Origin of the sequence: Sphingomonas sp. MM-1, from assembly GCF_000347675.2 — a bacterium.
In the GTDB taxonomy this organism is placed as follows: Bacteria; Pseudomonadota; Alphaproteobacteria; order Sphingomonadales; family Sphingomonadaceae; genus Sphingomonas_E; species Sphingomonas_E fennica.
On sequence record NC_020561.1, the window covers coordinates 3,787,278 to 3,799,731 of the forward strand.

At 67.3% G+C, this 12,454-nt stretch carries 15 protein-coding genes and 2 tRNA genes; 11 read left to right on the plus strand and 6 right to left on the minus strand.

What is annotated here, in order from left to right; all coding sequences use genetic code 11:
• Positions 1-92: 92 nt before the first annotated feature.
• The 3 genes from G432_RS17935 (at position 93) to G432_RS17945 (ending at position 1,621) form a co-directional block, all read left to right on the plus strand.
• The gene (locus G432_RS17935; protein ID WP_015460240.1) at positions 93-1,355 is read left to right on the plus strand and encodes an AI-2E family transporter; all 1,263 of its coding nucleotides are present in this window, start codon (positions 93-95) and stop codon (positions 1,353-1,355) included.
• Positions 1,356-1,418: 63 nt separating this feature from the next.
• A tRNA-Asp gene (locus tag G432_RS17940) sits at positions 1,419-1,495 on the plus strand.
• 49 nt (positions 1,496-1,544) lie between these two features.
• Positions 1,545-1,621: transfer RNA gene (locus tag G432_RS17945), tRNA-Asp, on the plus strand.
• 69 nt (positions 1,622-1,690) lie between these two features.
• On the opposite strand, the gene G432_RS17950 is transcribed toward G432_RS17945, so the two are convergent.
• From G432_RS17950 to G432_RS17965, 4 genes are all read right to left on the minus strand, one after another.
• On the minus strand, positions 1,691-1,903 hold the full coding sequence (locus G432_RS17950; protein ID WP_015460241.1) for a DUF2842 domain-containing protein: 213 nt from the start codon (positions 1,901-1,903) through the stop codon (positions 1,691-1,693).
• Positions 1,900-2,550, minus strand: coding sequence for a 5-formyltetrahydrofolate cyclo-ligase (locus G432_RS17955; RefSeq protein WP_015460242.1), 651 nt, complete (start codon positions 2,548-2,550; stop codon positions 1,900-1,902). Before G432_RS17955 ends, G432_RS17950 begins: the two co-directional genes overlap by 4 nt.
• A gap of 175 nt (positions 2,551-2,725) precedes the next feature.
• Positions 2,726-3,070, minus strand: a complete 345-nt coding sequence (locus G432_RS17960) for a cell division protein ZapA (protein WP_015460243.1) — start codon at positions 3,068-3,070, stop codon at positions 2,726-2,728.
• On the minus strand, positions 3,070-3,297 hold the full coding sequence (locus G432_RS17965; protein ID WP_107395903.1) for a hypothetical protein: 228 nt from the start codon (positions 3,295-3,297) through the stop codon (positions 3,070-3,072). The genes G432_RS17960 and G432_RS17965 overlap by 1 nt, the downstream gene beginning before the upstream one ends.
• Before the next feature lie 170 nt (positions 3,298-3,467).
• Between G432_RS17965 and tkt the strand changes: the two genes are divergently transcribed.
• The 8 genes from tkt to thiE all read left to right on the plus strand — a co-directional run bounded on the left by tkt (position 3,468) and on the right by thiE (position 11,252).
• A complete protein-coding gene (gene tkt / locus G432_RS17970) occupies positions 3,468-5,435 on the plus strand; it encodes a transketolase (RefSeq protein WP_015460245.1) in 1,968 nt (655 codons plus the stop codon).
• A 12-nt stretch (positions 5,436-5,447) separates the two neighbouring features.
• The gene (gene gap, locus G432_RS17975) at positions 5,448-6,458 is read left to right on the plus strand and encodes a type I glyceraldehyde-3-phosphate dehydrogenase (RefSeq protein WP_015460246.1); all 1,011 of its coding nucleotides are present in this window, start codon (positions 5,448-5,450) and stop codon (positions 6,456-6,458) included.
• A 12-nt stretch (positions 6,459-6,470) separates the two neighbouring features.
• Complete coding sequence (locus G432_RS17980) at positions 6,471-6,938, plus strand: MOSC domain-containing protein (protein ID WP_015460247.1); 468 nt, start codon at positions 6,471-6,473, stop codon at positions 6,936-6,938.
• Complete coding sequence (locus tag G432_RS17985; RefSeq protein WP_015460248.1) at positions 6,935-8,113, plus strand: phosphoglycerate kinase; 1,179 nt, start codon at positions 6,935-6,937, stop codon at positions 8,111-8,113. Before G432_RS17980 ends, G432_RS17985 begins: the two co-directional genes overlap by 4 nt.
• A gap of 623 nt (positions 8,114-8,736) precedes the next feature.
• Positions 8,737-9,165 (plus strand): VOC family protein, encoded by a 429-nt coding sequence (locus tag G432_RS17990; RefSeq protein ID WP_015460249.1) that lies wholly within the window; start codon positions 8,737-8,739, stop codon positions 9,163-9,165.
• Positions 9,166-9,233: 68 nt separating this feature from the next.
• On the plus strand, positions 9,234-10,148 hold the full coding sequence (locus tag G432_RS17995) for a class I fructose-bisphosphate aldolase (RefSeq protein WP_015460250.1): 915 nt from the start codon (positions 9,234-9,236) through the stop codon (positions 10,146-10,148).
• Positions 10,149-10,167: 19 nt separating this feature from the next.
• Positions 10,168-10,554, plus strand: a complete 387-nt coding sequence (locus tag G432_RS18000) for an antibiotic biosynthesis monooxygenase family protein (protein WP_015460251.1) — start codon at positions 10,168-10,170, stop codon at positions 10,552-10,554.
• The gene (gene thiE / locus G432_RS18005) at positions 10,551-11,252 is read left to right on the plus strand and encodes a thiamine phosphate synthase (RefSeq protein WP_015460252.1); all 702 of its coding nucleotides are present in this window, start codon (positions 10,551-10,553) and stop codon (positions 11,250-11,252) included. The genes G432_RS18000 and thiE overlap by 4 nt, the downstream gene beginning before the upstream one ends.
• A 22-nt stretch (positions 11,253-11,274) precedes the next feature.
• On the opposite strand, the gene G432_RS18010 is transcribed toward thiE, so the two are convergent.
• Together G432_RS18010 and rplL are read right to left on the minus strand one after the other, a co-directional pair.
• Positions 11,275-11,829 (minus strand): YcbK family protein, encoded by a 555-nt coding sequence (locus G432_RS18010; RefSeq protein WP_041865555.1) that lies wholly within the window; start codon positions 11,827-11,829, stop codon positions 11,275-11,277.
• A 204-nt stretch (positions 11,830-12,033) separates the two neighbouring features.
• Positions 12,034-12,414 (minus strand): 50S ribosomal protein L7/L12, encoded by a 381-nt coding sequence (gene rplL / locus G432_RS18015; RefSeq protein WP_015460254.1) that lies wholly within the window; start codon positions 12,412-12,414, stop codon positions 12,034-12,036.
• Positions 12,415-12,454: the final 40 nt, after the last annotated feature.

Here is a 12,454-nt window from a genome sequence, read left to right on the forward strand (position 1 = left end):
GGGCCGGTGGCGGCCCCGTCGAATCGCGATGCGGCGTTGTGGCCGACGGCGGAATGCATGTAGAGCAGGCGAAGCTTAATGAAGTGTGAGCGATGAACCAGCATCCGGCCCGGCAAGAAGACGACGAACGCAATCTCGCCACCGAGATCGAGGACGTGATCGATCACGCCGTCGAGGAAGCGCTGGACAGCGCGCGGGCCGAGAATGCGGAGATGGCCTATCGCCGCGATCGGCTGCTCGCGGCGCTGACGCTGCTGGGCGGGGCGGGCCTGTTCCTCGGCACGCCCTTCGCGCTCCGGTCGGGGGCGGAATTCTTCCTTCCGGTGACGGCGGCGCTCGTGGTCGCGATCGCGCTGGTGCCGCTGCTCGAATGGCTGGAGCGGCGGCGCGTGCCGTCCGCGCTCGCGGCCTTCGCCTGCATGTCGCTGTTCCTGGGCGCGGCCAATATCGCCGTCGCCCTCATCGTCGTGCCGGCCAGCGACTGGTTCGCCCGCCTGCCGGAACGCGCCGGCCAGATGCGCGCCAACCTTTCGCCGCTGATCGAGCTTTACGCCAGCTTCGAACGTTTCATCGACGATCTGGTCCACACCTTCGCGCGCAAGCCGACGGCGGCGGCGACGGTCGCGGTGCAGACGCCCAATTCGCTGCTGGAAATCGTGGCTTCCTCGGCACCTTATGCCGCGATCCAGATGTTCTTCGGCATATTGGTGGTCTTCTTCTTCCTGTCCGGCTGGACGCGGATGCGCCGCCGAATCATCCAGAGCCGGTCGAGCTTCTCCAACGCGATGATGACGGCGCGGGTGATCCAGGAGATGGTGGATTCCACCTCCGCCTATCTGGGCACGATCACCATCATCAACATGTCGCTGGGCGCGCTGGTGGCGGTGGCGCTGTGGGCGATCGGCATGGAAACGCCGATGATGTGGGGCGGCATCGTCGCGCTGCTCAACTACATCCCCTATCTCGGGCCGATCGCGGCGGCGCTGCTGCTGGCGGCGGGCGGGCTGATGACCTATCCCGACGTGTGGGTGGGCCTGGCGCCGGCGGCGATCTTCGTCGCCATCCACCTGATCGAGGCGAACGTGCTCACGCCCACGCTGGTGGGGCGGCGGCTGACGATCAATCCGCTGCTGATCCTGATCGCCCTGAGCTATTGGGGCTGGGTGTGGGGCACCACGGGCGCGCTGCTGGCGGTGCCGCTGCTCATCATCCTCAAGACGATATTGGATGCGGCGGGCAAGCCGGACATCGCCGGCTTCCTGTTCGAGGAAGGCACGCTCACCAACGGCCATCATGACGAGGTGATCGCCGCGATGGAGGCCGAGCGCGAGGCGAGGCGGAGTTCTCCACAATAATCCTTCCATGGCGGTTGACAGCCATCGGGGGCGGTTCTAGGGAGCGCGCCTCATCGCTTCGATGCGGGTGTAGCTCAGTTGGTTAGAGCGCCGGCCTGTCACGCCGGAGGTCGCGGGTTCGAGCCCCGTCACTCGCGCCATTCCCTGTAACGGGAATGGTTTTCGAAAGGATCGAGCTTCGCATTTTGTGCGGGTGTAGCTCAGTTGGTTAGAGCGCCGGCCTGTCACGCCGGAGGTCGCGGGTTCGAGCCCCGTCACTCGCGCCACTTCCCATGCATCAGCGTGCAACGCAGCCATGCAGCGGGAAGGGCGCGCTTCGCGCTCCCCACGCGCCTTCAATCCTTCCAGACGCCCAGCTCCATCCAGCGCAGCAGGCGCTTCATCGGCAGCGCCCATAGCCAGGCGAACCCCGCCACGACATAGAGGGCCATCGCGATCCACTCCGGCGGCGAAAGCGCCTCGACGATCGTCACGGCGGCGAATGCCCACAGGCCGATCAGCGCCAATATCAGGAACATGCCTGCGGGTTTGCGCCAGCTCGGGGTCATGCGGTCTCCGGTTCGATCCATTCGCGTTCGGTGGCGATCGCGTGGAGCGGCATGTCCCACGGATCGGCCGGCACCTCCTCCACTTCTTGCGCGGACCATGCAAGGCCGATCCTGCGGATATCGGGAAAGCGCGCGAACAGCCGGTCATAATAGCCGGCGCCCTGGCCCATCCGCATCAGCCGCCGGTCGAAGCCGACCAGCGGCGTGACGATCAGGTCCGGCAGGAGCGCGGGTGCGCCGTCGGCGGGCTGGAGCAGGCCGTGGCCGCCGGCGACGAGCGTGTCGCCGGGGCGCCAGCGATGGAAGGTCATCGGGCTTTCGGGGGTCGTGACGCGGGGCAGGGCGACGGCGCGGCCGCGATCGTGGAGCGCGTGGAGGAGGGGGCGGGGGTCCGCCTCCGACCCGATCGGCCAATAGCCGGCGATGATGCGCGCGTCCCGGATATGGGGAAGGGCCTGGGCGGCGAGGGCGTCGGCCGCCTCGCGCAACCGCCCCTCGCGATCGAACCGCGCCGCGAAGTCGCGCCGCCGGTCGCGCAGCGCGCGCCGCAGGTCGGCCTTGGCCGGAATCATGCCGCCCGGATCATGCCGAAGCCGGGCCGTGGGCGGCAGGAGGAAAGGCGGCTGGAGGGTTGGCGGGACCACCATGGCCGTTTTCCGGAATATCCTCTGACGCCGTAAACGTCAGGTGGGGGCCGTGTGTTTTGGACCAGGGTCCTCACAGGGACAGCTCCCTTGGATGATGAATCGCCTCAGGGATGTTCAAAGGCTCGTACCGGGCAGTGCCCGCCGTCTTCCTATTTAGGCGTCCGTCCGGCCCGGCTCAAGGGCGATCGGCGTCGTTCAGGCCGGCCAGCGCTTCCAGCCGGTCGGCCAGGCGCTCCAGCGCGGTCAGCGCGGCGGGCTCGATCGCCGCCGGCGTCGCCGTGGGGGCGGGGGTGGCGGCCGTGCGGGGCGCCGCGCCGCGCTTGGCCTCGTCCAGCTCGTCGGCCAGCAGCAGGGAGGCGAAAAGGAACTGGCGCACCTCGTTCAGGCCGCCCACCGCCTGCGTCGCCCGCGCCATCCGCTCGTCGATGATCGCGGCCAGCCGGCGGAAATGCGCCTCCTCGCCGTCGCGGCACGCGAGCGCGTAGCGGCGCCCGCCGATATCGAGGTCGACTTCCGCCATCAGCCCGCCTTCCGCTGGTCGATGATCGCCGTCAGCCGCTCCATCGCCGCGCTGGTGCGCTCGCGCAGGCGGCGTTCCCGCTCGGCCAGCAGGTCGTAGCGTTGCTGCAGCTGGCCCAGCGCTTCCATGGCGGGATCGCCGCCGGGGCGGCCGGAACCCCGGCTTTCGAGGCGGGCGAGGGCGCGTTCGATGCGATCGATCGCGGAAATCAGGCGCTCGTCGGTCATCGCCGCACGCATAGCACGGCTCGGGCGCGCATCAATATCGCGCACCGCGCGCCCGGTGCATTCCACCGTGGTTGACGATCGGTGCTCCGCGCTACAAAGGGACCCGCGATCCCATTCGAATCGCCGCAGCCCCTGCGGTTTCCATCCCGCTTGATATACAAGGCTTGCCCATGACCGTCGCTCCCAAGCAACTCGCCAACGCCGTTCGCGCGCTGTCGATGGATGCCGTGCAGGCGGCCAATTCCGGGCATCCCGGCATGCCGATGGGAATGGCCGACGCCGCGACCGTGCTGTTCACCCAATATCTGAAGTTCGATCCGCAGGCGCCGAAATGGGCTGATCGCGACCGCTTCGTCCTGTCCGCCGGCCATGGATCGATGCTGATCTATTCGCTGCTCCATCTTACGGGGTACGCCCGTCCGACGATGGCGGATATCCGGAATTTCCGTCAGCTCCACAGCCCGTGCGCGGGCCATCCCGAGAATTTCGAGCTGGCCGGCGTGGAAGCGACCACCGGCCCGCTGGGCTCGGGCTTCGCCACCGCCGTGGGCATGGCCATCGCCGAACGCCACCTGAATGCCACCTTCGGCGACGACCTTGTCGATCACCGCACCTGGGTGATCGCCGGGGACGGCTGCCTGATGGAAGGCATCAACCATGAGGCGGTGGGCCTGGCCGGCCATCTCGGCCTCGGCCGCCTGATCGTGCTGTGGGACGACAACCGCATCACCATCGACGGATCGGTGGACCTTTCGTCGAGCGAGAACGTGCTCGGCCGCTACGATGCCTCGGGCTGGCACACCATCGCCTGCGACGGCCATGATCCGGCCGATGTCGCCCGCGCCATCGATGCCGCCATCGCCGATCCGCGCCCGTCGCTGATCGCCTGCCGCACCGTCATCGGCTATGGCGCGCCCAACAAGCAGGGCACGTCGGCCACCCATGGTTCGCCGCTGGGCGGGGACGAGGTCGCCGCCGCCCGCGCCGCGCTGGGCTGGGATTCGGCCCCGTTCGAGATTCCGGCGGACATCGCCGCCGCCTGGGCCGAGGCCGGTGCCCGCGGCGCGCCCGTCCGCGCCGAATGGGAAAAGCGGCTGGCCGCGCATGCGCAGGGCGCCGAATTCACCCGCCGCATGGAAGGCCGGCTGCCGGTGAACGCCGCCGCTGCCGAGCATATCCAGGCGCTGCTCGCCAACCCGCAGAAGGTCGCCACGCGCAAGGCTTCGGAAAACGCGCTGGAAGCGCTGACCGCCGCGATCCCGGAGATGGTCGGCGGTTCGGCCGATCTCACCGGTTCGAACAACACCAAGACCAAGATCCAGCAGCCGCTGACCGCCAAGGATTATTCCGGCCGCTACATCTATTACGGCATCCGCGAATTCGGCATGGCCGCCGCGATGAACGGCATGGCGCTGCATGGCGGCGTCATCCCCTATGGCGGCACCTTCCTGGTCTTCTCCGATTATTGCCGCCCGGCGATCCGCCTGTCGGCGCTGCAGCGGACGCGCGTCGTCTATGTGATGACGCACGATTCGATCGGGCTGGGCGAGGATGGCCCCACCCACCAGCCGATCGAGCATCTCATGTCGCTCAGGGTGATGCCCAATCTCGACGTCTATCGCCCCGCCGATGCGGTGGAGACGGCGGAATGCTGGGCGCTTTCGCTGGAGAAGGCGGACGGCCCGTCGCTGCTGGCGCTGAGCCGCCAGAACCTGCCGCAGGTGCGGACGGGCGCGGACGAGAATCTTTCGGCGAAGGGCGCCTATCGCCTGCGGGGCGCCACCGCCGCGCGCAAGGCGGTGATCGTCGCCAGCGGTTCCGAGGTGGAAATCGCGCTCGGCGTGGCGGAAAGGCTTGAAGCCGCCGGCATCGGCGCCGATGTCGTCTCCATGCCCTGCTGGTCGCGATTCGATGCGCAGACCCCGGAATATCGGGCGGAAATCCTGCCCGCCGACGTGCTGAAGATTTCGATCGAGGCCGGCACGACGATCGGCTGGGAACGTTATGTCGGGCTTGACGGCCTGCGCTTCGGCATCGACGGCTTCGGCGCGTCGGCGCCCGCGCCGGCCCTCTACGAATATTTCGGGCTCACGCCCGATGCGATCGCGCCCAAGATTCTTGCGGCGCTTGGCAACTAAGGAGACGAGACCATGGCGGTGAAGGTAGCGATCAACGGGTTCGGGCGTATCGGGCGTCTCGTCGCGCGGGCGATCCTGGAGCGTCCGGACAGCGGGCTCGAGCTGGTCGCGATCAACGATCTCGCCGATGCCAAGTCCAACGCGCTGCTCTTCAAGCGCGATTCCGTGCACGGCACCTGGCCGGGCTCGGTCGAGGTCGACGGCAACGATCTGATCATCGACGGCAAGCGCATCAAGGTTTCGGCCGAGCGCGATCCCGCCAACCTGCCGCACGCCGCCAACGGCGTGGACATCGCCTTCGAATGCACCGGCTTCTTCACCGATCGCGCGTCGGCTGAGAAGCATATCGCCGCCGGCGCCAAGAAGGTGCTGATCTCGGCCCCCGGCAAGAATGTCGACCTGACCGTCGTATTCGGCGTCAACGACGACAAGCTGAAGCCGGAGCACAACATCGTCTCCAACGCGTCGTGCACCACCAACTGCCTGGCGCCCGTCGCCAAGGTGCTGAACGACACCATCGGCATCGAGCGTGGCCTGATGACCACGATCCACGCCTACACCAACGATCAGAAGATCCTCGATCAGATCCACCCGGATCTCCGCCGCGCCCGCGCGGCCGCGATGTCGATCATCCCGACGACCACGGGCGCCGCCCGCGCCGTGGGCGAGGTGCTGCCGGAGCTGAAGGGCAAGCTGGACGGTTCGGCCGTCCGCGTGCCGACGCCGGACGTCAGCCTCGTCGATCTCACCTTTACGCCGAAGCGCGACACCACCAAGGAAGAGGTGAACGCCATCCTCAAGGCGGCGTCGGAAAGCGGCCCGCTGGCCGGCATCCTCGATTATACGGACGAGCCGCTCGTCTCGATCGACTTCCAGCACACCGCGGCTTCCTCGACGGTCGACAGCCTCGAAACCGCCGTGCTGGACGGCAAGCTGGTGCGCGTCGTTTCCTGGTATGACAATGAATGGGGTTTCTCGAACCGCATGGTCGATACCGGCGCCGCCATGGGCAAGCTGCTCTAAGGCAAGGCAGGCATGACCGGCCGACTCCTGGGGATCGCGCGCCATGATCGGCCGCGCGGCCCCATGGAGACGATCGATGCCGCCACCGTCACCCCCTCGCTCGGCATCCATGGCGATCATCGCGGCGCGGTGAAGCCGGGCGGCAAGGGGCGTCGTCAGGTGACGGTGATCACGCGCGCGGCCTGGGATGCGGCGATGGCGGATCTGGGGTTGGCCCAGCCGCTCGACTGGTGGGTCCGCCGCGCCAACCTGCTGGTGGATGGCATCGATCTCCCGCGCGAGGCGGGCGCCCGCCTTCTTTTCGCGGGCGGGGTGGTGCTGGAAATTACCGGCGAATGCGACCCGTGCCGCCGGATGGATGAAATCGCGCCCGGCCTGCAGGATGCGCTCGTGCCCGATTGGCGCGGCGGCATCACGGCGCGGGTGCTGGCCGGGGGCGAGCTTGCCATCGGCGACGAAGTAAGGATCGGGACATCATGACCTTCAAGACGCTGGACGATCTGGGCGATATCCGCGGCAAGCGCGTGCTGGTGCGCGAGGATCTGAACGTGCCCATGGACGGCGCGAAGGTGACGGACGATACCCGCCTGCGCGCCGCCGCGCCCACCTTGTCCGAACTGTCGGACAAGGGCGCCATCGTGCTGGTTCTGGCCCATTTCGGCCGGCCCAAGGCGCCGACGCCGGAATTGTCGCTGGCGCAGATCGTTCGCCCGCTGGCCGATGTGCTGGGCCGCGAGGTCCGCTACATCGATTGGGAAGGCGACAAGGAAGCTGTGGCGACGCTCCAGCCGGGGGACATCGCCGTTCTTGAAAATACGCGCTTCTTCGGCGGCGAGGAGAAGAATGATCCCGCCGTCGTCCAGCGCTTCGCCGCGCTCGGCGACATCTACGTCAACGACGCCTTCTCCGCCGCGCACCGCGCCCATGCCTCGACGGAGGGGCTGGCGCACGTGCTTCCCGCCTATGCGGGCCGCTCGATGCAGGCCGAACTGGAAGCGCTAGAAAAGGCGCTGGGGAAGCCCGAGCATCCTGTGGCGGCCGTGGTCGGCGGCGCCAAGGTCTCCACCAAGCTCGATGTGCTCAAGCATCTCGTTGCCAAGGTCGATCACCTCATCATCGGCGGCGGCATGGCCAACACCTTCCTCGCCGCGCGCGGCGTGGATGTGGGCAAGTCGCTGTGCGAGCACGACCTGACGGGCACCGCGCTCGAAATCCTCGACGCGGCGGACAAAGCCAATTGCATCGTCCACCTGCCTTATGACGTGGTGGTGGCCAAGGAATTCCGCGCCAATCCGCCGACGCGCACCGTCAACGTGCATGAGGTGGCGGCGGACGAGATGATCCTCGATGTCGGCCCCGCCGCCGTCGAGGCGCTGGGCGATGCGCTCAAGACCTGCCGCACCCTGGTGTGGAACGGCCCGCTCGGCGCCTTCGAGATTCCGCCCTTCGATGCCGCCACGGTGGCCCTTGCCCGGACGGCCGCCGCGCTCACCACCGCCGGCCAGCTCGTGTCGGTCGCCGGCGGCGGCGATACGGTGGCCGCGCTCAACCATGCCGGCGTGGCCGATCAGTTCAGCTTCGTCTCCACCGCCGGCGGCGCCTTCCTCGAATGGATGGAAGGCAAGGAACTGCCGGGCGTGAAGGCGCTCGGCTGAGCCTTAGGGGCGGGCGCCAATCCCCTTCTTCGTCATCCCCGCGCAGGCGGGGATCCATAGGCACCGACCCCGAAAGGGCCGCGACGTCGGACACCATGGATTCCCGCTTTCGCGGGAATGACAAAAGCGGGGGACGGGGTGTCCAGCCTTATGGCAGCCATGCCGTCCGTCGGCTGAAACGCCGGCGCCATGGCAGCCGCTTCGCTGGCAGCCCCTCCGTCATCCCGCGCAAGCGGGGACCCCCGTTGGAACGGTGCATCGCCAGAACCGCAACAGCCCCTTTCTTCGTCATCCGCGCGCAGGTGGGGATTCATAGGCGCTGACCCCGGAAGGGCCGCGACGTCGGGACGCCATGGATTCCCGCCTTCGCGGGAATGACGGAAGGGAATTCCGAAACTCGTCGCCCATGCCCCGCATGATCCCGATCTTCGTTGGAACTGTCCTACAGCCGTTGGATCATGCTAAAGTCCCTTCATGGCCACGATCGACGGAAATCGACGTAATATTAGTCGCTTGCCGGCCATACCCGGCTTCCGCCCGATATCGCTGGCAATCCTCAACTTCCTCAACTTCGTTGGATTCGGCGGGCGCCGCGCCGGACCCCGGCGGGTGGTGCCGCCGGCATGATTTCCATCGCGGCCATCGATCATGTCGTGTTCCGGGTGGTCGATCTCGATCGCATGATCCGTTTCTACACCGGCATTCTCGGCGCACGGATGGAGAAGGTGCAGGCGGAGATCGGCCTTTATCAGCTTCGCCTCGGCACCGCGCTCGTCGATCTCGTGCCGGTGGAGGGCGCGCTCGGCGCGATGGGCGGCGCTCCGCCGGGCAGGGAGGGGCGCAATGTCGATCATGTCTGCTTCCGCGTGTCGCCCTGGGATGGCGATGCGATCCTGGCCTTTCTCGCCGGCCATGGGATAGCGGCCGAAATCGCCTCGCGCTACGGCGCGGAGGGGGAGGGGCCTTCGATCTACCTCGCCGACCCGGAAGGCAATATGCTGGAGCTCAAAGGGCCGCCATGGCCTGTTGGTCCCGAACAGGACAGGATTTGACCGACAGGTCTTGTCCTGCGGGACAATTCGGATAGGGACGCGGGGACATGTCCCAACAGGAGCCGACGATGACCTTCACGCCCACCGTCAAAGCCATTCTCGACAAGTATGAAAGCGACAATCCCGGCGTTAAGGCCAATCTCGCCCGCATCCTGACGCAGGGCCGCCTCGGCGGCACCGGCAAGCTCATCATCCTGCCGGTGGACCAGGGGTTCGAACATGGCCCGGCGCGCAGCTTCTCGGTCAACGAGCCGGCCTATGACCCGCATTACCACTATCAGCTCGCCATCGATGCCGGCCTGTCGGCTTATGCGGCCCCGCTCGGCATGCTGGAAGCCGGCGCCGATGCCTTCGCCGGCCAGATCCCGACGATCCTGAAGGTCAATTCCTCGAACAGCTGGGCCACCTCCATCGACCAGGCCGTCACCGGCACGGTCGACGATGCGCTGCGGCTCGGCTGCTCGGCCATCGGCTTCACCATCTATCCGGGTTCGGACAACATCTTCGAGATGATGGAAGAAATCCGCGAGATGCGGGCGGAGGCCGCCGCCGTCGGCATCGCCACCGTGATCTGGTCCTATCCGCGCGGCGGCAATCTTTCCAAGGATGGCGAGCTGGCGCTCGACGTCGGCGCCTATGCCGCGCACATGGCGGCGCTGCTCGGCGCGCACATCATCAAGGTGAAGCTGCCGACCGACCATATCGAGCAGAAGGACGCGAAGAAGGCCTATGAGGGCTTCGACGCCTCCACCCAGGCCAAGCGCGTCGCCCATGTGGTGAAGAGCTGCTTCAACGGCCGCCGCATCGTCGTCTTCTCGGGCGGCGCGGCCAAGGGCGCGGACGCCGTCTATCAGGATGCCCGCGACATCCGCGACGGCGGCGGCAACGGATCGATCATCGGCCGCAACACCTTCCAGCGCCCGCGCGACGAGGCGCTGGCGATGCTCGACAAGCTCGTCCGCATCTACAAGAACGAGGAATAATCCGGGGAAAGGACCGGCGATGGAATTGTTGAGACGCGATTTCATCGCCGGGTCCACCGCCGTCGCGGCGCTCGCCGGCACCGCGCAGGCCGGGGCTCCGGCCAACGCGGCGATGTATGGGCTGATCGGCCGGATGATGGCACGGCCCGGCCAGCGGGGCGCGCTGGCGGAAATCCTGCTGGATGGCGTTTCGGACATGCCGGGCTGCCTCAGCTACATCGTGGCCGAGGACGGCGAGAATGCCGACGCGCTGTGGATCACCGAGGTTTGGGAAAGCAGGGAAGCGCATGCGGCTTCGCTCTCGCTTCCCGCGGTCCGTGCCGCTATCGCCAGGGCGCGCCCGCTGATAGCGGGCATGGACAACGGCCATTCGACCCGGCCGATCGGCGGACATGGATTGAAATGAACGATCAGGACGATTTCGACGACGAGGATCTGGCGCTCGACCCGCATTTCGCGGACCGTTTCGAGCAGGAGGAAAAGCCCGCCTGCCAGCTCTATTTGATCTCGCCGCCGAAGATCGACGAAGGCTTTGCCGATAGGCTGGCCGAGGCGCTGGATGCCGGCCCCGTGGCGGCCTTCCAGCTTCGCCTCAAGGGCATCGACGAACATGCCATCGCCGCGCTGGCGCCGCCGCTGCAGAAGGTCTGCGCCGATCGCGAGGTCGCCTTCATCGTCAACGATTCGATCGGCCTTGCCAAGCGCCTGAAGGCCGATGGCGTCCATCTCGGCCAGGATGACGGCGATCCCCGCGACGCGCGCGAACAACTGGGCCGCGACGCGCAGATCGGCGTCACCTGCCACGACAGCCGGCATCTGGCGATGGAAGCGGGCGAGGCGGGGGCCGATTATGTGGCCTTCGGCGCCTTCTATCCCACCGATACCAAGGAGACGGAGCACCGGCCCGATCCCTCGATCCTGGGCTGGTGGTCGACGGTGACGGGCATACCTTGTGTCGCGATCGGCGGTATCACGCCGGACAATGCCAAGCCCCTGATCGATGCCGGGGCCGATTTCCTCGCCGTGTCAGGCGCCGTCTGGAACGATCCGGAAGGGCCGGCGGCGGCCGTCAGGAAATTCGCGGCGCTGCTCTCCGCTTCCTGAGGTTTTCCGGCCGGCGGCACGTTCACCAGGTGCGGACGCGCCCCGTATCGACATGGACGAAGCCGTCGCGCGGATAATAGCCGACGCCGCCCCGGCCGATGGAAAGCGCCGCCGTGCGCAGCGTCTCCAGCCGCACGCCGGGCAGTGCGATGTCGCTCGCCTTGCCCAGCATGTGCTGGCTCTTGGTGGCGACGCCGTTGCTGCGGGCGTGCAGCGAGGCGTTGGTCTGTGGCGAGCGATAGCCGGAGATGAGGTCGAAGGAGGATCGCGGCGAGGCGCCGAGCTTGTCGCGCAGCGCCACCAGCAGGTCGATCAGATCGCGATCCATCGCGGTGACGTCGCCGGTGCGCCAGTCGCGCATGCCGTGGTTGATCTCCGCCAACCCGTCCGCATCGAAGCCGCTCGCGCCCCAATAGCGCGCGTCGATCCGCTCGTTGTTGTGGACGTTGCGGAAGGCCAGCCGCTTTTCGCCCACCATGGCGAAGGCTGCCTTCGGCGTGAGGAGCGCGCCGGCCCCGAAGGCGAGGGCGCCGGCCAGCAGCCCACGCCGATCCGTGTGTCTCGTCGCTACAGTCATGATGCCCAACCGCTTTTCAAACCCGGATCAGAAAATACGCCGGTGCGGTTGATAAGGAATAACCATGCGGGGAATCGGCCCCGCCAGCGCCACGGTCCGTCTTGTTTCCGTTAAGGCCAGGCAACGAAAAGCCGGTTTCCGGGCACAAAAAAGGGCGGCCCCGGATGGAGCCGCCCTTCCTGTTCTTCGCCGAAGCGAGGAAGCTTACTTGAGCTCGACGGTCGCGCCGGCTTCTTCAAGCTGCTTCTTGAGCTTCTCGGCCTCGTCCTTGCCGACGCCTTCCTTGATCGCCTTCGGCGCGCCTTCGACGAGCGCCTTGGCTTCGGTCAGGCCCAGGCCGGTGATGGCGCGGACTTCCTTGATGACGTTGATCTTCTTGCCACCGTCGCCGGTGAGGATCACGTCGAACTCGGTCTTCTCTTCGGCGGCAGCGCCACCGGCGGCGCCACCGGCGGCCGGAGCGGCAACGGCGACGGCCGCAGCGGCCGAAACGCCCCACTTCTCTTCGAGCAGCTTCGAAAGCTCAGCGGCTTCGAGAACGGTGAGGGCGGAAAGATCGTCAACAAGCTTCTGAAGGTCAGCCATTTAAAGTCTCCATGCGGGGCGCAGCGCCCCAGTCAGTGTC